This is a genomic window from Actinomyces sp. oral taxon 897, from assembly GCF_002999235.1.
Lineage (GTDB): Bacteria > Actinomycetota > Actinomycetes > Actinomycetales > Actinomycetaceae > Actinomyces.
In genome coordinates, this window is record NZ_CP027236.1 from 1,790,139 (window position 1) to 1,813,153 (window position 23,015).

A 23,015-nucleotide genomic window follows, 5' to 3' on the forward strand; every position below is an offset into this window, starting at 1 on the left:
CCAGATGGGTGGGCGGAGACCGGCTCAGGGGCGGAACAGGGCGGCGGCTCCCGGGCCGCGCAGGCGGGCGGCAGCCGCCTCCACCCGCTCGTCGGTGTCGGTCAGGGAGACCCGCACGTGCCCGGCGCCGGCCGTACCGTAGAAGTCGCCGGGGGCCACCACAATGCCCAGCTCGGCAAAGGCCCCCACCAGGTCGAAGGCGCTCATGCCCGCGGGCCCGCGCAGCCACAGGTAGAGTCCCGCCACCGAGAGCGGGTCGGCCACCAGCCCGACGTCGGCGACGGCCTCCACCAGGAGGGCGCGGCGTCGGCGGTAGGTCTCCCGCTGGGCGGCCACGTGCGCCTCGTCGCCCAGGACGGCCGTGATCACCGCCTGGACGGGGGCGGGGACCATGAGGCCGGCGTGCTTGCGCACCTCGGTGACGGCGGCGACCAGGGCGGCGTCGCCCGCGAGGAAGGCGGCCCGGTAGCCAGCGAGGTTGGACTGCTTGGACAGGGAGTACAGGACAATGAGGCCGGAGCGGTCGGGGGCGCCGTCAGGCCTGGTACCGCCCACGCGCGGGTCGAGCAGGCTGGGGACGCCCTGGCTCACCCAGGGCTCGGCCCAGGGCAGCTCGGCGTAGCACTCGTCGGAGACGACGACGGCGCCGCGCCGGCGTGCCCAGGCCACCACGCGGGCCATCTGGGCCACGGAGAGGACGTGCCCGTCGGGGTTGCCGGGGCTGTTGAGCCAGACGAGGACCGGGTCGCGTGGGGTGCCGTCGGGGCCCGTGGGCAGGACCCAGGTGGCGGGGTCGGCGTCGGTGTCCACGGGGACCGGGTGGGCGCCGACCAGGCGGGCGCCGACGTCGTAGGTGGGGTAGGCGGCGCGCGGGTGGAGGACGAGGTCGCCCGGGCCCACGCCGAGCTGGAGGGGCAGGAGGGCGACGGACTCCTTGGAGCCAATGGTGGGGATGACCTCGGCGTCCATGAGAGCGGGCACGCCCCGACGCCGGGCCATCCACTCAATGACGGCCGCACGCAGGGCGGGGGTGCCTACCGTGGTGGGGTAGCCGGGGGCGTTGGAGGAGTCGGCCAGGGCCTGGCGGGCGACGGCGGGGGTGTCGTCCACGGGGGTGCCGACGGCCAGGTCCACGACGCCGTCGGGGTGCTGGGCGGCGCGGGCCCGGTAGGGGCGCAGGGAGTCCCAGGGGAAGTCGGGCAGGGCCGGTGGGCGGGGCAGGATGGTGGCGCTGGCCAGGCCGGTGAGGGGCTGGCCAGCAGGGGGCTGACTGGCGGGCTTGGTGGTCACAGGCCGATTCTCCCCCACGACGGCAGAGAGGACGGTGCGGATGTCCTGCCCGCGCCTGGGGGACGAGCGCGCGGGGAGTCAGTAGCCGTTCTCGGCCTTCCAGTCGTCGTTCTGGGGGGGCAGTGCGGCGACCATGGGGTCGTCGTAGGGCTGGGGGCCTGTGGCCTGGGCGCCGCCGGGGCTGCCCAGGCCCTTGAGGGCGAAGAAGTCGATATTGGCCCGGGTGTAGTCGGCCCACTCGTCGGGGACGTCGTCCTCGTAGAAGATGGCCTCGGTGGGGCAGACCGGTTCGCAGGCACCGCAGTCCACGCACTCGTCAGCGTTGATATAGAGAGTCCGCTCGCCCTCGTAGATGCAGTCCACAGGGCACTCGTCCACGCAGGCGCGGTCCTTCACGTCCACGCAGGGCTGGGCGATGACGTAGGCCATGACGCTTCTTTCCTTGGGTCGCTGGGTGCCGCGGGAAGCGGCCAGGGGAGCTCAGGCTAGTATCCCGCCGCCGAGCCCGCTCACCCAAGTGAGGTTGCCGACGGCGCGACTCCGCCAGTTCCCGACCCAGGGCGCCCGGCCTTTACGTCATGTCCAGGTCGCGGATACCCGCAGGCTGTGCCCGCGGGCCCGGAGGGCGGACCCGGCCAGGTACGGCCAGCCTCCGGGCCCGAGGAGCGAACCCGGCCAGGCACAACCAGTACCAACCCCGGGTACGCCCGGCCCCAGGCCCACTCCGGCCCCCCGGCCCGGCCAGCTAGCACCGGACCCAGCAGGTCAGCCCGCCTCCGACCCCGGGTACGCCCGGCCAGCACCGACCCAGGGCCGTTCCCCGTCCGCGCCCAACGGGCCTACTTGCTGCACACAATGCGGTTGTCGGCCTCGTACTTGGTGGTCAGGACGTCGTCGGGGACGGTCTTGTCCGGGGCCTTGCGCGAGCGGGTCACGGTGATGTCGAACCCGGCGTTGCCCCCGGAGTAGGCCTCGCAGCCGGGGCCGCTGGCGGTCACCGTCCTGACCGGCCGGTAGTCGGTCTTCTCCCCGGAGGTAATGGAGACCTCGTAGTACCGGGTGGACCACAGGCGCACGTGGACCTCCTCGCCGGAGACCCAGGCCTGGATCAGCACCGGGTAGGGGGTGGAGTTGCCGAACTTGACGTCCTTCTCCCCGGTCCAGATGGTGGCCTCACGCCCCGCCGGGTAGCGGCTGAACCAGTAGGTGTGCGGGTGGTGCTCGACGTCGTCCATGCCGGCCTCGAACGCGGCGTTGAACATGGTGGTGCCGATCTGGGACAGGCCCCCGCCAATGGCGTCAACGTGCTTGCCGTCGCTGATAACGCCGGCCGCGGCGAAGCCGTGCTCCTCGTCGACCTCCCCGAGCGCCTCCTCGGTGGAGAAGACCTGTCCCGGCATGACGATCTTCCCGTTGAGGAGCTCGGCACCGCGCCTGAGGTTCTGGTCCCGGCCGGGCTCGGAGTAGAAGGGCGTGGAGTAGTCGCTAATGAACTCGGTAATGTTCCAGTCCGCCGCCGCGGTGGTCAGGGCGGGCTCCTTGGACACCAGGGGCAGGGTGACGGTGCGCCCGGTGGCGCTGGATGTCCCGGCCTTGAGGGCGCCGTCGGCCAGGGCCTGACGGTCGATGACGCGCCCGTTGGCGGGTGCCACGTACTGCGGCGTGGCGGTGGGGGCACCCTCGTCGCTGCCGTCAATGGTCCAGGTGGCGGACTGGGGGGCGACCTCCACGTCCGCGCCCATGGTGGACACGACGGTGTCGTAGAGCATGTCGGCGTCCAGGGCGGCGCTCAGGGCGGTGCCCGAGGAGGAGATGGTGACCAGGCCGGCGACCTGCTCGGGGCTGAGGGTCACGTCACCGGCGGAGATACTGGCGGCGTCGGTACCGGCGGCCGTAATGGTCAGCGGCGCGGACAGCAGGGGGTTGAGGGTGTCGTTGATAAAGGCCTGCGCGGCCGCGTCGGTGATCGTGGGGCGGGCCTGGCCCGCGTCGAGCTCAATGGTGGTCTTACCCAGGGGCCAGTTGGCGGTCAGGCGTCGTACGGAGGCGGCAATGTCCACCCCGTTGCCCGCGGAGGCGGGGATCAGGACCGGCGTGGTGCCGTTGAGGATGACGGAGGCGTTGGAGGTGCCGGTGGCGAGCTCGTCCAGGTGGGAGCCGAGCGCCCCGGTCAGGGCCACGGGGTCCACGTTGACGACGGCGTCGACCCTGGCCCCGGTGAACCGGTTGAAGATCGTGGCGGGGTTGAGGGTGAAGCGGGTCAGACGCTCCACGCTGGCCTCGGCGTCCACGCTCACTCCCGCCTTGGAGGGCGTGATCTGGGCGGAGGAGCCGTTCACCGTCACCGTCACCGGGTCGTCCAGCACGTCCTGCGTCTGGGTGGCGACGGCCTGGCGTGCCTCGGAGAGGCTCATACCGCCCACGGCCACGCCCGAGATGCTGGAGCCCGGGGCCAGGTTGGCCGTGTTCCACCAGGCGGCCCCCAGCCACAGCAGGGCAAGGACACCCAGGCCGGTCACCACCGCGAGCGCCGTCCTACGACGCCGGGACCAGCGCCGTCGGCCCTGAGCGGGCTGGGAGCTGGAGGCCGACGCCGAGTCGGTAGCGGTGGCGGTGTCGTCGTCCTCGGTGGCACTGGTGGTGTCCTCGGTGGGAGCGGTGTCGGCAGTACCAGCTGCAGGGGTCGCCGTGTCCTCGGCGGGGTCGGTGTCAGCCGGGTCGGCAGCCTCGGCACTGCTGGCCTTAGCGGGGGCAGCGGCCCTGGCAGGGGCGGGGGCCTTGGCAGTACTGGCCTTAGCGGGGGCAGTGTTCTTAGCGGAGTCAGCAACCTCAGCGGAGGCAATGGCCTTGGCGGGACTGGCCTTGGCCGGAGCAGCATCCTCGGCGGGGTCGGCGTCAGTGGAGTCAGTGGTCTCGACGGGGCTGGCTTTAGCAGGGTCGGGGTCCTCAGCGGGGGCAGCAGCCTTGGCGGGGCCCTCAGCGGGGGCAGCAGCCTTGGCACCAGCCTCAGTATGAGCACCCCCAATAGGACCAACGGACCTGGCGGAGCCAGCGGACCTGGTGGGACCGGTGGCCTTGGCGACGGCCCTCTTAGAGCCGGTATCACTGGTGGCGTCAGTGTCCTCGGCGAGAGCGGTGTCGGCAGTACCGGCCGCAGGGGTCGCCGTGTCCGCGACGGGGTCGGCGGCCTCAGAGGAACCCTCAGCGGAGGCAGGGGCCTCGGTGGGGCTGGCCTTAGCAGGGGCAACGGCCTTGGCATCGGCACCGCCTGAAGCGGGACTCACGGTGCCAGCGGCGTGCACAACGGCGTCGGCACCCGCACCGCTGACGGTGCCATCAGGCGCGCTCGCGGTACCAGGCGCGCCCGCGCCACCAGGTGCCGTGCCACCGGTATGACGGGGGGCCGGGTGGGGGTCCGGCTGTACCACGGCAGCGTCGTCGGCGTCGGACGGGGTCGCATTGGGGTCGGGGACGGGGACGGTCACTGTTGGCTCCGATTCTCGGTCAGGGATCAAGAACTCTGGGTGTCCGGCTCAGGGCCGGGGGCGGGCCGGACGGGGCCGGGGGCGCCCGTCAGGCCCCGGCGCGGCGGCGCCTGGCATTGTCACGGAAACGCTCCTGGGCGCCCAGGATGACCTTGCGGATACGGATCGCCTCCGGGGTCACCTCCACGCACTCGTCGTCGGCGGCGAACTCCAGGGCCTCCTCCAGGGTGAGGTGGCGCGGCGGGGTCAGGGCCTCGAAGGCGTCGGCGGTGGAGGAGCGCATATTGGTCTGCTGCTTCTCACGGACCACGTTGACGTCCATGTCCTCGTCACGGGGGTTCTCCCCCACCACCTGCCCCTCGTAGGTCTCCTGGGTGGGCTCCACGAAGAAGGTGCCGCGGTCGGCCAGGCGGATGAGGGCGTAGGCGGTCACCGAGCCCGCGCGGTCCGAGACCAGGGAGCCGGTGGTCCGTGAGACGATCGGTCCCGCCCAGGGCTCGTAGCCCTCGGCGATGGAGGAGGCGATGCCGGTGCCCCGGGTCTCGGTGAGGAACTGGGTGCGCAGGCCGATCAGGCCGCGGGCCGGCACCAGGAACTCCATGCGGATCCACCCGGTGCCGTGGTTGGTCATGGTCTCCATACGCCCCTTGCGGGCGGCCATGAGCTGGGTGACGGCGCCCAGGTACTCCTCGGGGACGTCAATGGTCATGCGTTCCACCGGCTCGTGGCGGACGCCGTCAATGGTGCGGGTGACCACCTGGGGCCTGCCGACGGTGAGCTCAAAGCCCTCCCGCCGCATCTGCTCCACCAGGATCGCCAGGGCCAGCTCGCCGCGCCCCTGCACCTCCCAGGCGTCGGGGCGGGAGGTGGGCAGCACACGCAGGGAGACGTTGCCCACCAGCTCGCGGTCCAGGCGGTCCTTGACCTGGCGGGCGGTGACCTTGGCGCCCTTGGTCCGCCCGGCCATGGGGGAGGTGTTAATGCCGATGGTCATGGAGATGGCGGGGTCGTCGACCCGGATGAGCGGCAGGGGCCGGGGGTCGTCCGGGTCCACCAGGGACTCGCCGATGGTGATGTCCTCGATACCGGCCACGGCCACGATGTCCCCGGCGTGGGCGGCCTCGGCGGGCTTGCGCTCCAGGCCCTCGGTCACCAGCAGCTCGGAGACGCGCGCGCTGACGATGCTGCCGTCGTGGCGGGCCCAGCCCACGGACTGGCCCTTGCGCAGGGTGCCGTTGTGGATGCGCAGCAGGGCCAGGCGGCCCAGGAAGGGGGAGGCGTCCAGGTTGGTGACGTGGGCCTGGAGGGGGGCGTCCTCGTCGTAGCTGGGGCCGGGGATGCGCTCGATAATGGTGCGGAAGAGGGGCTCCAGGTCCGGGCTGGCGGGCAGCTGGCCGTCGGCGGGGGCGGTGGTGTCGGCGCGGCGGGCCTTGGCGGAGGCGTAGATGACGGGCACGTCCAGGACGGCGTCCAGGTCGAGGTCGGGGTGCTCGTCGACCAGGTCACCGGCCAGGGCCAGGAGGAGGTCGGTGGTCTCGGAGACCACCTCGGCCAGGCGGGAGTCGGGGCGGTCCACCTTGTTGACCACCAGGATGACCGGGAGGTTGGCCGCCAGGGCCTTGCGCAGCACGAAGCGGGTCTGGGGCAGGGGCCCCTCGGAGGCGTCCACCAGCAGGACGACGCCGTCGACCATGGACAGCCCGCGCTCGACCTCCCCGCCGAAGTCGGCGTGACCGGGGGTGTCAATGACGTTAATGGTAATGCCCTCGGGGCACCCGGCCTCCACCGCGGCCGGACCCTGGTAGTGCACGGCGGTGTTCTTGGCGAGGATGGTAATGCCCTTCTCGCGCTCCAGCTCCCCGGAGTCCATGACCCGCTCGCCGGTGGACTCCGCGGTGGCCCGGGCCCCGAAGGCCCCGGCCTCCCAGAGCATGGCGTCAACGAGGGTGGTCTTGCCGTGGTCGACGTGGGCGACGATGGCAACGTTGCGCAGGTCCTGGCGCACGGTCATACGAGGTTCTTCCTCCATCTGATGGGGCGCCCTCGCTCCTGCGGCGCCGGACGGCGGCACAGCGGGCGACGGCGCACAACGTCTCCAGGGTAGTGGGCGCCCGTCCCGACCTGCTATGCCGGAGGCGACATCAGGCCTGTGCAGGCTGTCACCACCGGGCGTGCGCTGTGCGACCGGCGCGGGTTAGCGCTCCCCCTCGGCGCGGGCCCTGCCAGCGCGAGGATCACGAACACCTTGCGGTTAGCGCCCCTCCTCGGCACGGGCCCTGCACCGCACAACGTCGCTCAGGTCAGGAGCGCTGCCGCCACCAGGACCAGGAGGAGCCCGCAGGCCCAGACCAGGGGCTGGTTGACCTGCACCCGCCTCTGCCCCTCGCCGACCTGACCGACCCGCTCCTGGTAGACCTCAATGAGGTCGGCGGCGCCCGAGGCGTCCAGGCTCACCGCGTGTACGCCCTCACCGTCCAGGAGCTCCTCACGGACCACCCGGCTCCCCAGCAGGTCCGGGCGGCGGGCCGCCTCCGCGCGCGCGGCGTGGTCCATGTGGTAGCGCACCCCGGCGGCGATGCCGCCGCGGCGGGGGGCGGCGGCGACCTTGACACGGGTGGAGTCGTCCAGGATCACCTCCAGGCCCCAGCGGCCCCCGATGTGGGAGATCCTGGACCAGGGCACGAAGGTGGTGGTCCAGGCGTTGCGGACCACGAGCTCCTCGGGGGTCAGGCGCACCTCGGGGGCCCACCACAGGGTCCAGATGGCCAGGAGGAAACCGTAGCCGGTGGCCAGTGGGGGTGCAATGGCGTCTGGGCCGTCGGAGACGAGCAGGAGGGCCAGCAGGGCCAGGATAACCAGGGCGGCCAGGACGGCGCCGGTGCGGGCCAGCAGGGAGCGGACGATGACGGTGGGCACGCCCTCATCCTGCCACCGGTCCCGCTGGTGCGGGCGGAGGCGGCCACGGGCGCCTGGGCCGCCCCGCGATTGACGGGCGCCCTTGGCCTCCCGCCTGGGACGGGAGGCCAAGGGCGCCCGAGTCAGCTGCGTCGCCTACCCGCACGGCACGGGCAGGGGGAGCCGGGAGGCCGGCCTCACTGGTCGACGTAGCCGATGTCCTGCGCCCGGAAGCTCGCCAGCCCCATGGCACCGAAGTTCACCAGGCCCTTGGGGACGGCGGTGAGCTGCATGCGCTCGTACAGGGGGTAGTTGTAGACGTTCTCCCAGATGAGCGCGTCCACCTTGTTGGTCAGCTCAATGCGCTTGGTCTGGTCCATCTCGACGTCGATCTGGGCGATGAGCGCGTCCACCTCCGGGATGTCGGCGTCGGAGTAGTTGGACTCCGAGCCCTTGCCGTAGATCTGGCCGACGTTGTTCATGGGGTACGGGGTCCCCTGCCAGGTCATGGCCGAGATCTCGTAGTTCCCCGGGACGAGGTACTCGCTGAAGAACTTATTGGTGTCCACCGTGACCGGCTCCAGGGTGATGCCGACCTCGGCCAGCTGGGACTGGAGGAGACCCTGCTCGTTCTCAGTGGTGGACGTGTTCTGCGGGATGGTGAAGTTGATCTTGAGGGGCTGGCCGGCCTTCTCGCGGGTCCCGTTGGCACCTACCGTCCAGCCCGCCTCGTCCAGGAGCTTCTTGGCGGCCTCGGGGTCGTAGGACCAGGGGCCGGAGTTGTCCTGGTAGCCCGCCTGGCTGGGCATGAAGAAGCGATTGCCCAGCAGGACCTTGGAGACGTCCACCGGGAGCCCGGCCAGGTCCGACTTGGCAATGGCCTCGCGGTTGGTGGCGCGCATGAGGGCCTGGCGGACCTTGACGTCGGCCAGGATCCCGTTGGCCGCGTTAATGGTGAAGCAGCGCCACTGGAGGCCGAAGTTGCCTCGGATAACGGCGTCGGAGCGGGTCAGGGCCTGCTTGTAGACGTCGGAGGAGATAATGTAGTCAATGACGTCGATCTCCTTGTTGGCGAAGGCGGTGGCCTCCCCGGAGGAGTCCAGGACCCGGAAGGTCACCTTGTCCAGCTTGGGGGCCGCACCCCACCACCTCTCGTTGGGGACCAGGGTCGCGATCTGGGCGGCGTCGTCCCAGGAGTCGACCTTGAACGGGCCGGAGAAGTAGTCGTTGTTGAAGGTGGAGACCATGGCGGTGTTAAAGGTCGCCGCGTCCTTCATCAGCTCGGCCGGCTGGCAGCCGGAAACGACGTTGCTCCAGTCGGGATAGGTGCTCTCGAAGACGACCTTGAACTTGGCGTCGGTCTCCTTCTCGACCTTCTCCACCAGCTTAATGCCGTCCGTGGAGGCGAAGCGGTAGTTGGTGTCCTTGGCGGCGGCGTAGGAGGCTGCGAAGTCGTCCGCGCTGATCTGGCGGCCCGAGCCCCACACGGCCTTCTCATTGAGCACCACGTCCACGACGGTCTTGCCGTCCACCTCGCTGGCCTTCGCCGAGACAATGAAGTCGGGGTTGGGGGTGGGGGTCCCGTCATCGGCGTACTCAAAGAAGAACGGGCTGACGAAGTGCATGAGCATACGCAGGTCGACACCGTTGCCGTCCACGTGGGAGGCGTTCCAGTTGGTGATCTTGGAGGTCATGCCGAACCGGAGCTCACCACCCTGCTTGACCTGGTCGTGCTCCACCTTCTGCATGGCGGCGGCGGCGGTGGGGACGGCGTCCCCCGCCGTAGAGGTCTCCTTGGCGCAGGCGGCCAGGGCGAGGAGGGCGGCGGTGGAGGCAGCTCCACCGAGGAAGAGACGGCGGTTAATCATCATGGGGTCTCCGACTTTCCGGGATTCTGTAAAGAGGGACACAACCCATAATACATATTTATACGTTACATGCGGGAAATATTTCACATGCTGGACACAGGCCGTCCAGCTAGTAGACCGGGGTCACACAGAGGGCGGCGATGTGGTAGCGCATGAGGCGCGCTACCACATCGCCTACAGCCCGGCGCGGTCGTCCTGCCGCAGCTCGGCCCACCGGCTCACTCGGAGAGGTAGCCGACGTCCTCCGGCCGGAAGGAGCCCAGGCCCACCGCGCCGAAGTTGGCCAGCTTCTTGGGCACCGCGGTGAGCTGGACCCGGTTGTAGATCGGGATGTTGAAGACGTTCTCCCACACCAGGACGTCGATCTGGGTGGTGAGCTTGAGCCGCTCCTCATTGGTCTGGGCGGTATTGGCCTGCGTGACGAGCGAGTCGATCTCATGATCACTGGGGTAGAGGTAGGGGCAGCTGGTCCAGGCCTGCCAGCCTCCAGGATAGGTCCTGCCCGGACCCTCCTGGACGCCGGCGTCGTCCTGACAGGCGGGACCGCGGTGTCCGGGCCAGGACGACGTCGAGCTCAGAACACGGCGGTCTGCTGGGGGTAGTAGCAGGCTACCTGGTGGTCGTCGCCCATGGAGGTGTGCTCGGGCATGGCCCCCAGGCAGCGGCTCCGCTGCTCCTCGTTGAGGGTGAGGAAGAGCTGGCAGCGGGTGTGGAAGCGGCAGCCCGAGGGCGGGTTGGCCGGGCTGGGCAGGTCGCCCTTGAGGATAATACGGCTGCGGGTACGCTCTTTGGCCGGGTCCGGGATGGGGATAGCCGAGAGCAGGGCCTGGGTGTAGGGGTGGGCCGGGGCCTCGAAGATGGTGTCCACGTCACCCACCTCGACGATCTTGCCCAGGTACATGACGGCCACCCGGTCGGCGATGTGCCGCACCACGGACAGGTCGTGGGCCACGAACAGGTAGCTCAGCCGCATGGTGGCGCGCAGCTCGTCCAGGAGGTTAATGACGCCGGCCTGGATGGACACGTCCAGGGCGGAGACCGGCTCGTCTAGGACCAGGAGCTTGGGCTCCAGGGCCAGGGCCCGGGCGATGCCAATTCGCTGGCGCTGGCCGCCGGAGAAGTTGCGCGGGTAGCGGTTGGCGTGGCTGGGCTCCAGGCCCACCAGCGCCATGAGCTCCTCCACACGCGGGGCGATGTCCGCCTTCTTCCAGCCGTTGTGCCGCAGCGGCTCGGCGATAATGTCGTAGATCGGCAGACGCGGGTCCAGGGAGGCCATGGGGTCCTGGAACACGATCTGCAGGTCCTGGCGGACCTTCCTGCGCTCGCTGCGGGTGATCTCCCGGGAGTCCCGGCCCAGGACCACAATGGTGCCCGACTGGGGGGCGCTCAGGGAGAGCACCTCCATGAGGGTGGTGGTCTTGCCGCAGCCGGACTCCCCTACCAGGGCCAGGGTCTCCCCCTCGCGGATGTCGAAGGAGATGCCGTCGACCGCGTGGACCGTGCCCACGCGGCGCTTGAAGACGGCACCCTTCATGAGCGGGAACTCCTTGACCAGGTCCGTGGCGCGCAGGACCTCCTGGCGCTCGGCGTGGGGGACGCTGAGGGCGTCCGGGGTCTTGAGCGCGGGTACCGGGAAGATCCGGGTGTGGTCCACCTGCCCGGAGCTGATCTCCTGGGTGCGGCGGCAGGCGGCGGTGTGCCGGCGGGTGACCTGGGCCCCGGGGTCGGGGGCCTGGTCCTTATCGCCGGACACCACGGTCAGGTCCGGCTCGGAGGCGCGGCAGGCGTCCTCGGCCATGGGGCAGCGGGGGGCAAAGGGGCAGCCCGGCGGCAAGGCCAGCAGGGAGGGCGGGTTGCCCTCCAGGGTGGCTAGGGCGGAGTCCTTGCGTGCGTCCAGGCGCGGCAGGGCCCCCAGCAGGCCGACGGTGTAGGGCATGGTCGGGTGGTAGAAGATCTCGTCCACGGTGCCGGTCTCCACAATGCGTCCGGCGTACATGACCGCCACCCGGTCTGCCATGCCCGCCACCACGCCCAGGTCGTGGGTGATCATAATGACCCCGGCACCGGTCTCCTTCTGGGCGGTGCGCAGCACGTCGAGGATCTGGGCCTGGATGGTCACGTCCAGGGCGGTGGTGGGCTCGTCGGCGATAATGAGGTCCGGGTTGTTGGCGATGGCGATGGCGATGACGGCACGCTGGCGCATGCCGCCGCTGAACTCGTGGGGGTAGGCCTTGGCCCGCACGGTCGGGTTGGGGATGCCCACCAGGTCCAGCAGCTCGACAGCACGCTCCCAGGCCTTGTCACCGCTCATCTTCTCGTCGTGGATCTTCAGGGCCTCGACAATCTGCTGACCCACCGTGTAGACGGGGGTGAGGGCGGACAGGGGGTCCTGGAAGACCATGGAGAGCTGGACGCCCCGGATCCGCGACATGTAGGCGTCGGAGCGCCCCAGGATCTCGGTGCCGTGCAGGGTGATGGAGCCGCTGACGTCGGCCGACTCGTCAAGCAGCCCCATGACCGCCGTGGAGGTCACGGACTTACCCGACCCGGACTCCCCCACCAGGGCCAGGACCTCGCCACGGGCCACGGACAGGTTGACACCGCGCACGGCGTCCACCCGCCCGTCCTCGGAGGGGAAGCTCACCCGCAGGTCGGTGACCTCCAGCAGCGGGGCGTCGGAGGCGGGGTCGGGCAGCGCGTCGCTGGCGAAGGCCGGGGCCTTGGGGTTCTTGGTACGGCGGCTCATGCCTTGCCTCCAGACTTGGACGAGGGGTCGATGGCGTCACGCAGGCCGTCACCCATGAAGTTGACGCACAGCAGCATGGTGACCAGCACCGTGGCGGGCGCCAGGAAGATCCAGGGCGAGGTGGTGGCGGCACGCTGCCCCTCGGCAATGAGCGTACCCAGGGACGTGTTCGGCGTCTGCACCCCGAAGCCGAAGTAGGACAGGGTCGTCTCGCTCAGGACCGCGTAGGCCACGTTGAGGGTGGCGTCCACAATGAGCAGGGAGGCGATGTTGGGGATAATGTGCCGCCCGATCACGACGGCGCTGGGCACGTTCATGAAACGGGCCGCCTGGACGTAGTCGAGGTTCTTCACGCTCAGGGTCAGGGAGCGCACCACGCGGGCGGTCAGCATCCAGCCGAACCCCGCCAGCAGGACGATGAACAGGGTGATCGACCCCTTGGAGGCACCCGCCTTCTGGGACAGGATGGCGATAATGAGGAAGGAGGGAACCACCAGGAGCAGGTCGGTGAACCACAGGGCCACCTTCTCCCACCGGCCGCCGAAGTACGCCGCCGAGCTGCCCACCACCGCCGCGATGGAGGTCTGGAGGAGGGCCACGCAGATGCCGATGAGCATGGACTTGCGGGTGCCCTCCACGGTCATGGCGAACACGTCGCGCCCGCCCTGGGTGGTGCCGAGCCAGTGGGCGGCGCTGGGGGGCTGGAGGAACTCGCTGGAGACGTCGCGGTACCCCCAGGGGCTGATACTGGCGCCGAAGACCGCGAAGCACAGGACCAGGACCAGGCCGACGGCGCCGGCCACGGCGGAGCGGTTGCGCAGGAAGCGTCGCAGGATGATCTGGGCACGGCCCAGGCGCTTGGACTCCTTGGGGTTGGAGGTCAGCGGCTCGGAGGTGTCACGGGTCTCGGCGGGGGCGTTGCCGAGCTGCTCGGCGCTGGCCGAGGCGACGGCGTTGGCACCCGAGCGCGACAGGACACTGCGGTCAGGGGTCTTGCTCGCCATGGGTCAGCTCACTCTCACTCGGGGGTCGACCACCGCCACGAAGACGTCCGACAGCAGCGCCCCGGTGAGGGTGCACAGCCCGGAGAAGGCCACCACGGCGGCGGTCCCGTTGATGTCGTACTGGGAGATGGCGTTGACGGAGTACTCCCCGATACCGTGCCAGCCGTAGACACGCTCGGTAATGGTGGCCCCGGTGAACAGGCCGGCCAGGGCGAAGGCGAAGTAGGTGGCCATGGGGATCAGGGCGGTGCGCAGGGCGTGCCGGGTCACCGCCCGGCGCTTGACCAGCCCCTTGGCCCGGGCGGTACGCACGTAGTCCGCCCCCAGGGTGTCCAGCATGAGGTTGCGCTGGTAGCGCGAGTAGCTCGCGAGCATCCCCAGGGACATGGAGATGGTGGGCAGCAGCAGGTGCTGGGCGCGCCCGGCGAACCCCGAGCCCTCGCCGGAGAACTCGAAGATGTGGTAGCCGGTACCGTTGTTGACGCGCACCGCGATGACCTGCAGGAGGATCGCGATGACCATGGCGGGGGTGGAGATAATGAGCATCGAGACCAGGGAGACCACCCGGTCCGTGACGGTGTACTGTTTGGTGGCGGTCCAGGCCCCCAGGGCGACGCCGCCCAGCAGGCCGATGGTGGCCCCCAGGACCACCAGGCGCAGCGACACGAAGGCCCGTACGGCGATGACGTCGTTAATGACCTCGCCCTTGGGGGAGTACCCCCAGTCCCAGTGCAGGAAGACGTTCTGGAGCCAGGTGACGTAGCGGTCCCAGACCGGCATGTCGTGGGCGATGTTGTAGCTCACGAGGTTGTCGTGGATGGCAGCCCAGTTGAGCTTGGGGTCCTGGATGTTCCACAGGTTGGACGGATCCATGGAGTACGAGGCCATGATGTAGGCCATAGAGGTCGCTATGAACAGCAGTATCGCGTAGTTCGCGATCCGCCTGGCTAGGTAGGGGAGCATAGGTCTTCTCTTCCGGTTCTCCCGCCTGACGTCGCCGTCGGCAACGAGGCGACCGGGCGGGTGCGGACACCTCCGTCCCGACCAGCCCCACACAGGGCAGACCAGGTACAGGACTGAGGTGAGAATACCCGGAGACGGGCACCAGGCCGTAACATGAGCGGCCGGTCATGTCACAGCGGGGTCGCGAACGGTGGGCACAGCCCCGCAGCGACCCGCATACGGCACCCCGTACGTGACCGAAAACACGGCGTCATTATCCTGCGGAGGGCCCCGGCACCCGCACGGGCAGGCCCGGCTGGCAGCTGCGGCTGACCGGCCCTGCGCGGGCCCTAGGCGGCGTCGCGGTAGAGGTCGATACCGGCACCGGGCACGGCGGCAATGAGCCGCTGGGTGTACTCCTGGCGCGGGTTGGCGAACAGCTCGTCGCTGGGCCCGGACTCCACGACCTTCCCCTTCTCCATGACCACGACGTCGTCGGCCAGCAGCCGTACCACCGCCAGGTCGTGGGTAATGAACAGGTAGCTCAGCCCCAGCCCGGACTGCAGGTTGGACAGCAGCGTGAGGATCTGGGACTGCACCAGCACGTCCAGGGCGGAGACGGCCTCGTCCAGGACCACCACCTCGGGGCGCAGGGCCAGGGCTCGGGCCACGGCCACGCGCTGGCGCTGGCCCCCGGAGAGCTCCCCGGGGTAGCGGCGCATGGCCGAGCGGGGCAGGGCCACCATGTCCAGCAGCTCGGCCACCCGGGCCTCACGCTCCTTGCGCGAGCCCACCTGGTGCACCCGCAGGGGCTCCTCGACCGAGCTGAACACCGAGCGCATGGGGTCCAGGGAGCCGTAGGGGTTCTGGAACACCGGCTGGAGGCGACGGCGCAGCGCGAAGAGATCGGCCTTTCCCAGCGTGGACAGGTCGGTGCCGTGGTGGTAGACCTTGCCCGAGGTGGGGTCAATGAGGTTGAGGACAATGTTGGCCACCGTGGACTTCCCGCTGCCGGACTCCCCCACCAGGGCCAGGGTGGTGCCCTCGCGCAGGGTGAAGGAGACGTCGTCCACGGCCTTGAGCTCCTTGGCCTTCCCCTTGGCGCCGCGCACGCTGAAGACCTTGGTCAGGTTCTCCACGCGGATGACGGCGTCGGTGGCTGTGGCCCCCAGCCCGGCCCCCAGGAGCTCGTCCTCGGTGACCTTGATGCCCCGGGCGTGGGCGGCCTCAATACGCTGGGAGGCCAGCGAGGGCGCGGCCTGCACCAGGCGCCTGGTGTAGGGGTGGCGGGGCTCCTGGAGGATCTCCAGGCTGGGCCCGGACTCCACCACCCGCCCGCGGTGCATGACCACCAGGTGCTCGGCCCTCTCGGCGGCCAGGCCCAGGTCGTGGGTGATAAAGAGCATGGCGGTGCCCTGCTCGCGGGTCAGGGACTGGAGGTGGTCCAGGATGACCCGCTGGACGGTGACGTCCAGGGCGGAGGTGGGCTCGTCGGCAATGAGGAGGCTGGGGTGGGCCGCCATGCCGATGGCAATGAGGGCCCGCTGGCGCATGCCGCCGGAGAACTCGTGGGGGTACTGCCTGGCGCGGTGGGCGGCGTCGGGCAGTCCGGCCTGCGTGAGCAGGTCCAGGACCTTCTGGTCCACCTCCTTGCCGGGCACCACGTTGTTGGCCCGCAGCGCCTCCTTGACCTGGTAGCCGATGGACCACACGGGGTTGAGGTTGCTCATGGGGTCCTGGGGGACCAGGCCGATACGGGACCCGCGCAGCGCGGTCATCTCCTTGTCCCGCAGGTGGGCGACGTCCCGGCCCTCGAAGAGGATCTGCCCGCCGGTGACCCGCCCGGTGCCGGGCAGCAGTCCGATGACGGCGTGGGCCATGGTGGACTTGCCGCTGCCGGACTCCCCCACCACGGCCACCGACTGGCCGGGGTAGATGGTCAGGTTGGCGCCCCTGACCGCGGGGACCATGCCGGTGGAGGAGCGGAAGGCGACGTCCAGGTCGCGGATCTGGAGCAGGGGGGCCGTATCGGGGGCGGGCCGGGCGGCGCGGGAGTCAGGCGTGGTGCTCATTGCTTCCTCGTCTTGGGGTCCAGGGCGTCGCGTACGGCGTCGCCCATCATAATGAAGCCCAGGACCGTCAGCGCCAGGGCCCCGGCCGGGTAGAACAGGATGTGGGGGGCGGTGCGCATTGAGTCCTTGGCCGCCGAGATGTCAGCACCCCAGGAGACGACGCTGGCGGGCAGGCCGATTCCCAGGAAGGACATGGTGGCCTCGGCCACGATGTAGGAGCCCAGGGAGACGGTGGCGGTGACAATGATCGGGGCGGCGGCGTTGGGGACGATGTGGCGCGCCAGGGTCGCCCAGCGACCGGCCCCCAGGGCGATGGAGGCGGTGACGAACTCGTCGTTCTTGATCCCCATGACGGCGCCCCGGGCAATGCGTGCGATCTGGGGCCAGCCGAATATCCCCAGGACCAGCACCACGGTGAAGATGGAGCGGTGGGTCTTGAACATGCTCATCACCACGATGGCCGCCAGCATAAAGGGGATGGCGAAGAAGATGTCGGTCATGCGTGACAGGAGCGAGTCGAACCAGCCCCCGAAGTACCCGGCGATCGTGCCCACGAGGGAGCCCAGGACCACCACCAGGAAGGTGGTGAGGATGCCCACGCTCACCGAGGCGCGCGCCCCGTGGACGGTGCGGGCGAAGATGTCGCAGCCCTGCAGGTCGAAGCCGAAGGGGTGCCCGGAGCGGGGTGGGGCCAGGGAGTCGTCCAGGATGCAGGATGTCGGGTCCGTACGGGCCAGCAGGCCGGGGACGAGCGCCAGGACCACGGCCCCGGTAATGAGCAGGGCGGCGACCCAGAACAGGGGCCGACGGCGTAGGACCTTCCAGGCCTCGCCCCACATGGAGGAGGGGGCGGACTCGTCGGCCACGGCGTCCACGGCGCCCAGGCCGGTCTCGTCGGTGTCGGAGACGAAGCGTTCCTGGCCGGGCAGCGGTTCCCGCCCGGCAGGGCGGGTGGTGGGGGTCTCAGGCATAGCGGATCCTCGGGTCGAGGGCGGCGTAGAGCAGGTCTACGAGCAGGTTGGAGACGATAAAGACGAGGATGAGGACGGTGGTGAAGGAGACCACCGTGGATCCCTGCCCCTGGGTGATCGCCTTGTAGAGGGTGCCACCCACGCCGTGGATGTTGAAGATGCCCTCGGTGACAATGGCCCCGCCCATGAGGGCCCCCAGGTCGGCCCCCAGGAAGGTGACCACCGGGATGAGGGAGTTGCGCAGGACGTGGTGGGTGGCCACGCGGGTGCGCCCCAGGCCCTTGGCGCGGGCGGTGCGCACGTGGTCGGCCCCCAGGTTCTCACTGACCTCCGTGCGCGTCAGGCGCAGCACGTAGGCGAAGGACACGGCCGAGAGCACGATCGCGGGCATGAGCAGGTCCGTGACGCCGGGGCTGGAGCCCGCCGTCACCGGCAGCCACCCCGCCTTGATGCCGACGAGGAACTGCATGACGAAGCCGGTGACGAAGGTCGGCACGGCGATCACGGTCAGGGAGACCACCAGCACGGTGGCGTCAAAGAACCCGCCACGGCGCAGGCCCGCCAGGGTCCCCACCACGACGCCCAGGACGCCCTCGATGACCAGGGCCATGAGGGAGAGCTTGATGGTCACCGGGAAGGCCTGGGCCATGACCTGGGTGACGGGCTGGTGGGAGAAGGTGGTGCCGAAGTCGCCCACCAGGATGCCCTTGAGGTAGAGCAGGTACTGGGTGAGGAAGGGCTGGTCGAGGTGGTACTGGGCGCGAAGCTGGGCGATGACGGCCGGTGACAGGTTGCGTTCCCCGGCCAGGGCCGCCACGGGGTCCCCGGGCATGGCGAAGACCATGGCGTAGATCAGGAAGGTCGCGCCGAGGAAGACGGGAATGACCTGGAGGAGTCTGCGCCCGATATAGCGGAGCATGAGGGTTCCTTCTGGTGGTGGTGACGCGGACCGGGGGCGGTGGCCCGTGTGCCACCGCCCCCGTAGGCGTCAGTCCTTGGTGACGGCGTGGTACAGCGGGGCGGAGTTCCAGCCGAACTCCACGTTGCTGACCTTGGTGGAGTGCCCGCCGAAGCCGTTCTGGTACCACAGCGGGATGGCCGGCAGGTCCGCGAACAGGAGCGTCTGGGCCTTCTGGTACAGGGTGGTGGCCTGGGTCTGGTCGGCGGTCTGGGCCGCCTGGTCCAGGAGGGCGTCGAACTCGGGGTTGGAGTACTGGGCGTCGTTGGAGCCGGCACCGGTGCGGTAGACCATATTGAGGAAGTTGCCCATGGACGGGTAGTCGCCCTGCCACCCGGCGCGGAAGCCCGAGGTGAGGGTGTGGGCGGTGACGTCGGCGCGAAGCTCCTTGAAGGTGGGGTAGGGGTTGCCGGCGGCCTCGATACCCAGAACCGTCTTGATGGAGTTGCACACGGCGTCGACCCAGGTCTTGTGCGGGCCGTCGGCGTTGTAGGCGATGCTGAAGGAGCCGGTGAAGGGGCTGATGGCCTCGGCCTGGGCCCAGGCCTCCTTGGCTGCGGTCGCGTCGAAGGTGAGGACCTCGTTGCCCGGCACCTTGTCGCTCCAGCCGCTAATGACCGGGGAGGTGAAGTCGGAGGCGGGGGTGCGCGTGGAGTAGTAGAGGGTGTCGCAGATCTTCTTGCGGTCGATCGCCAGGGACAGGGCCTTGCGGCGCAGGCGCCCCTCCTCGTCCATCTTGAAGTGCTCCGAGCCCACGTCGATGGTGAAGCACTGGATGACGGCGCCGGGCTGGTTAATGGCCCGGTCCCCCAGGTCGTCCTTAAAGGTGGCCAGGGCCGAGTCCGGGATGGCGTCAATGACGTCGAGGGAGTCGGACTGGAGGTCCGCGTAACCGGACTCGTAGGTGGTGTAGAACACGAAGCTGACGCCCTTGTTGGCGGCCTTGCGCGGGCCGGAGTACTTCTCGTTGGGAACCAGCTCACAGCGTTCGTTGTGGGTCCAGGAGGACAGGGAGTAGGGGCCGTTGCCCACCGGCTTCTGGCCGAAGGCCTCCATGTCCGCGTAGGCGGACTCCGGCAGCGGGTAGAAGGCGGAGTAGCCCAGGCTGAGCAGGAAGTCGGACTGGGGCGCCTTGAGGGTGATGGTGAACTCTGTGTCGGAGACCTTCTTCAGGCCGGTGAGCTCGGAGTCGGTGTCGTAGGAGAAGCCCTCGATGGGCTCGAAGAAGGCGCTGGACAGGTGGGCGTGGGACTTCAGGGCGCCGTAGTTCCAGGCCTTGATGAAGGAGTCGGAGGTCACCGGGGTGCCGTCGGAGAAGGTCCAGCCCTCGTTGAGGGTGACGGTGAAGGTCTGGCTGTCCTGGGTGGTGACGTCCTTGGCGACCTCGTTGACCAGGGCCCCGTGGACGTCGTAGGAGTACAGGCCGGCGAAGATCAGGTCGATAATGCGCCCGCCCCCGACCTCGTTGGTGTTGGTGGGGATCAGGGGGTTCTGGGGCTCGGTGTCGTAGGCGGTGACAATGCCGTCACCTCCCTTGGAGGTGGTGTCGGAGGAGCAGGCGGCGAGCGCTGCGAGGGCGGCCGTCGAGATGACGCCGGCTCCGAAGGCCCGACGGGACAGGATGAGTCTGTTCATGAGGAACTCCCACGGGAAGGGGCGTTGACGCCCGGAGGACGGGGCGCCCATCGCAGGAGGTGGTCAGTGGCACACCAACGCATACACATACACTCATGCGAATGGACGTCTGGCACTGTACCCCATGGAGCCGCCGGACGCGCGCACCGTCTTACCCTGTGGTCACACGGTTCCCCGCCAGCCCGGCGACGCACAGCGTTTACGCAGGTCAGAATACTTTCATTAGCTGCTGTGAAGAGAGCGGTCCGAACCCTAAGGTCCCGGTGACAGGTGTGGAGGGAGGCTTCCTGGGCGTGGTGGTGGACTGTGTTCCAGGTAGCGGGCTGGGTTTTAAGTGGTAAATTTATTTTTAGGTAATGGGTCTGGGTTTTAGATAGTAGGTTGTGCTTTAGATGATAGACTGGGTTTTAGACGGCAGCGTCCTGGGCCTTACCAGGCGCCCTGGGCCCCAGGCGGTGAGCCCAGGTCTTACCAGGCGGCGGCCAGCAGCTCGTAGGAGCGACGTCGTAGCAGCGGGTCGTGCACGGTGGTCACCACGAGGAGCTCGTCCAGGTCCCAGCGACGCACCAGGGCCCGCAGCCGGGGAACCACCTCCTGGGGAGCGCCCACGAAGGACAACGCCATGGAGGACTCCACCGCGCGCTCCCGCCCCGGCACCAGGGCGCGCCACGCCTCCAGGTCCGACGTCGGCGGGTCCAGGGGTCCGGGACGCCCACCGACGACCCGCGCCGCGGCGGTCATGGCGGTCGTGAAAAGACGCTGCGCCTCCTGGCACGTGGGGGCCAGGACGACATTGACGGCCGCGGCGACCCGGGGCCGGACCGGCTGGGGGGCGTCGGCCAGGACCGAGCGGTAGGTGGTCATGGCGGCCTCGGCCTGGGAGGGGGCGAAGTGCGAGGCGACGGCAAAGGGCAGCCGCATCTCACCGGCCACCCGCGCCCCGGTCACCGAGGATCCCAGGATCCAGGTCTGGGGGCTGGTGCCCTCCCCGGGGAGGGCGCGTACCACGGTCGGCTCCGGACAGGCCGGGGGCAGAGAGGAGGTCTGCGGTTTGTCCTGCTTGTCTGCCTGTGGGTCGATTTGCTGGTTGGACGGCGCATTAGCCCGTAAATGGGTCCGTCTGTCTACCTGTGGATTGGTTTGTGAGCCCTTCTGCTCCCCACCGGCTGACGGGGCAGGTCGCGCGGGTCGGAGGGAGCCGGGGACGGCGGCGTCGGCGTCGGGCCCGGGGCCGAGGTAGCCCAGGATCTCACGGACCTCGTCGGCGAAACGACGGGGGTCGGCGGACCGCCGCCGCAGGGCGCGGGCGGTGACGGCGTCGGTGCCGGGGGCGCGCCCCAGGCCCAGGGCAACGCGGCCCGGGTAGAGCAGGGCCAGGGTCCCCACCTGCTCGGCGACGACCAGGGGGGCGTGGTTAGGGAGCATAATGCCGCCGCTGGCGACGCCGATCCGCTCGGTGGCGGCCAGGACCTGCCCCATGAGGATGGTCGTGGCACTGGCCAGGTAGGTGGTGGAGCCGTGGTGCTCGCCGAGCCAGTAGCGCGTGTACCCCGCGGCGTCGGCGGTGCGTGCCAGGGCGACCATGTCACCCAGGGCCTGGGCGCGGCTGCGACCGGCGGGGACAGGGACGAGGTCCATGACGGACAGGGCGACGCTCATGGTCGCAGCCTACGGCTCCCGCAGGATCACCGGTGCCAGTACCGACGTAACAGTTCCAACCGCCCTTACGCGGACGGCCCGGACTGTCCTACACCACCAGGGGCTTGCTGCCGAAACCACCTTTGCGCGGAGGGCCCGGACGAGCGCCCCCGACCTCGTCAGGCCCGTCTCCTGGCCGCTCCGTGGGACGGCCCGGACGAGGAGCAGCCGCCGGCCACCGTCGCGAGTCCCGGCCGTCCCGGCGCGGAGAGCCCTGGCAGCGCGGAGGGACGGCTCGAACCCACCTTGTGCGGACAAGCCTGGTGTGTGCGCACACCCTCAGGGGCGGCAGGACTCGAACCCACCTTGTTCGGACGAGCCCTCACAGGAGTGCTGCCGCGTCACCCGGGTAGATGACACGGCAGCGTCGGGGAGCGGGGACCGGGATGGGGCGGGGTCTTGGGACCGGCACCGTGGGTGCCCCGGAGCCTCAGCGGGTGCGGGCCACAGGCCGACGGGACGTCGGAGGACCGGTGGGGTCGGTGCGTCCGGGCGGTCCTGACCTCCTGGAGCTGAGGCGGGCGCGACCGCGCGGGGGCCTAGGCATGACGGGAGGGCAGGATCGTGGCGGCCAGGGACTTGCAGATGTCGCCCACCAGGAAGGGGACGGCACCCAGGGTGAAGGCCGCGCCCAGGGTCAGGCCCTTGGCGTAGGCGAGCCACAGGACGCCGGGCACGTAGACGGCCACGGAGGCCAGGAGCATGAGCCCCAGGCGGACGGGCAGGCGGCGGCCCGGGGCGGTAGCGGTCCCCGCCACGACGGCGACCAGGACGTAGCCCAGGACGTAGCCGAAGGTGGCGGTCACCCCGCTGGTCCAGCCGTGGAGCACCGGGGCGCCAGCGGCGGCCAGTCCCGCCAGGAGCAGGGCGGAGGCCGCTCCGCGCCGGGAGCCCAGAAGGCCGCCGACGCCGAGGACCGCGAGGGTTCCCAGGGTGACCGGGACAGGCGTAAAGGGCAGGGGGACCGCGAGCTGGCCCAGGAGGGCGATCGCAGCGGTTCCGGCTGCCACCAGGACGGCGTCGCGCCCCAGAGCTCGGACGCGCAGGGCGGCGCGAGAAGGAGCGGCCGCAGCGACCTCGTTGAGGGGATGTGTCGTCATGCACTCACCATAGACAGACAGCGTGCGTTACCGGAACTCCGGTTCTCCCCCGTGATAAGGGCGTTATTTTGTGCCTTTCCTCTAACCTATAGGGTTCTTTCACGAGAACCAGGAGACTATGAGGCGCGGCCTCAGGGCGGACGCCTGTGCCGCATACGGCCCGGACACCAGGACGTCCCGGACCGGGTCCTGGCTCCCATGGCGGGCGGGCCTGGCCACAGCCTGGACTACCGTCAGACCCTCACCGGCTGGCTCCCCCGTACCGGGCGAGGCTGGCCCTCGGGACCCGGTCGAGACCCAGCTGGTGCGGGGCTCCCCCGTACCGGGCGGGGCCAGGCGCCCCGGACTGCA

General features: G+C 69.9%; 16 protein-coding genes. All 16 read right to left on the reverse strand.

What is annotated here, in order from left to right; genetic code table 11:
* Nucleotides 1-24 precede the first annotated feature (24 nt).
* Nucleotides 25-1,239, reverse strand: coding sequence for a succinyldiaminopimelate transaminase (dapC, locus tag C3V41_RS07250; protein ID WP_106110731.1), 1,215 nt, complete (start codon nt 1,237-1,239; stop codon nt 25-27).
* A gap of 129 nt (nt 1,240-1,368) precedes the next feature.
* Nucleotides 1,369-1,719, reverse strand: a complete 351-nt coding sequence (fdxA, locus tag C3V41_RS07255; protein WP_106109710.1) for a ferredoxin — start codon at nt 1,717-1,719, stop codon at nt 1,369-1,371.
* A gap of 410 nt (nt 1,720-2,129) precedes the next feature.
* Nucleotides 2,130-4,574 (reverse strand): VanW family protein, encoded by a 2,445-nt coding sequence (locus tag C3V41_RS07260; protein WP_129591514.1) that lies wholly within the window; start codon nt 4,572-4,574, stop codon nt 2,130-2,132.
* Nucleotides 4,575-4,863: 289 nt separating this feature from the next.
* Complete coding sequence (typA, locus tag C3V41_RS07265; protein WP_106109712.1) at nt 4,864-6,786, reverse strand: translational GTPase TypA; 1,923 nt, start codon at nt 6,784-6,786, stop codon at nt 4,864-4,866.
* A 284-nt stretch (nt 6,787-7,070) separates the two neighbouring features.
* Nucleotides 7,071-7,691, reverse strand: a complete 621-nt coding sequence (locus C3V41_RS07270) for a hypothetical protein (protein ID WP_106109713.1) — start codon at nt 7,689-7,691, stop codon at nt 7,071-7,073.
* Nucleotides 7,692-7,867: 176 nt separating this feature from the next.
* Nucleotides 7,868-9,541 (reverse strand): ABC transporter family substrate-binding protein, encoded by a 1,674-nt coding sequence (locus C3V41_RS07275; RefSeq protein WP_106109714.1) that lies wholly within the window; start codon nt 9,539-9,541, stop codon nt 7,868-7,870.
* Between the two features lie 215 nt (nt 9,542-9,756).
* Nucleotides 9,757-9,891 carry a hypothetical protein gene (locus C3V41_RS14200; protein WP_299049618.1) on the reverse strand — a complete coding sequence of 45 codons (135 nt, stop codon included), beginning with the start codon at nt 9,889-9,891 and terminating at the stop codon, nt 9,757-9,759.
* 221 nt (nt 9,892-10,112) lie between these two features.
* Entirely contained in the window at nt 10,113-12,284 is a 2,172-nt protein-coding gene (locus C3V41_RS07280; RefSeq protein WP_106109715.1) for an ABC transporter ATP-binding protein, read from the reverse strand.
* On the reverse strand, nt 12,281-13,288 hold the full coding sequence (locus tag C3V41_RS07285) for an ABC transporter permease (RefSeq protein ID WP_106109716.1): 1,008 nt from the start codon (nt 13,286-13,288) through the stop codon (nt 12,281-12,283). The genes C3V41_RS07280 and C3V41_RS07285 overlap by 4 nt, the downstream gene beginning before the upstream one ends.
* A 3-nt stretch (nt 13,289-13,291) precedes the next feature.
* Nucleotides 13,292-14,251: an ABC transporter permease gene (locus C3V41_RS07290; protein WP_106109717.1), complete on the reverse strand. Its 960-nt coding sequence runs from the start codon at nt 14,249-14,251 to the stop codon at nt 13,292-13,294.
* A gap of 329 nt (nt 14,252-14,580) precedes the next feature.
* The gene (locus C3V41_RS07295; RefSeq protein ID WP_106109718.1) at nt 14,581-16,302 is read right to left on the reverse strand and encodes a dipeptide ABC transporter ATP-binding protein; all 1,722 of its coding nucleotides are present in this window, start codon (nt 16,300-16,302) and stop codon (nt 14,581-14,583) included.
* A complete protein-coding gene (locus C3V41_RS07300; RefSeq protein WP_106109719.1) occupies nt 16,299-17,273 on the reverse strand; it encodes an ABC transporter permease in 975 nt (324 codons plus the stop codon). Before C3V41_RS07300 ends, C3V41_RS07295 begins: the two co-directional genes overlap by 4 nt.
* The gene (locus C3V41_RS07305; protein ID WP_106109720.1) at nt 17,266-18,192 is read right to left on the reverse strand and encodes an ABC transporter permease; all 927 of its coding nucleotides are present in this window, start codon (nt 18,190-18,192) and stop codon (nt 17,266-17,268) included. Before C3V41_RS07305 ends, C3V41_RS07300 begins: the two co-directional genes overlap by 8 nt.
* A gap of 69 nt (nt 18,193-18,261) precedes the next feature.
* Complete coding sequence (locus C3V41_RS07310; RefSeq protein WP_106109721.1) at nt 18,262-19,866, reverse strand: peptide ABC transporter substrate-binding protein; 1,605 nt, start codon at nt 19,864-19,866, stop codon at nt 18,262-18,264.
* A 468-nt stretch (nt 19,867-20,334) separates the two neighbouring features.
* Nucleotides 20,335-21,525: an MsnO8 family LLM class oxidoreductase gene (locus C3V41_RS07315; protein ID WP_106109722.1), complete on the reverse strand. Its 1,191-nt coding sequence runs from the start codon at nt 21,523-21,525 to the stop codon at nt 20,335-20,337.
* Nucleotides 21,526-22,103: 578 nt separating this feature from the next.
* Nucleotides 22,104-22,664: a biotin transporter BioY gene (locus C3V41_RS07320; protein WP_106109723.1), complete on the reverse strand. Its 561-nt coding sequence runs from the start codon at nt 22,662-22,664 to the stop codon at nt 22,104-22,106.
* Between the last annotated feature and the right edge of the window lie 351 nt (nt 22,665-23,015).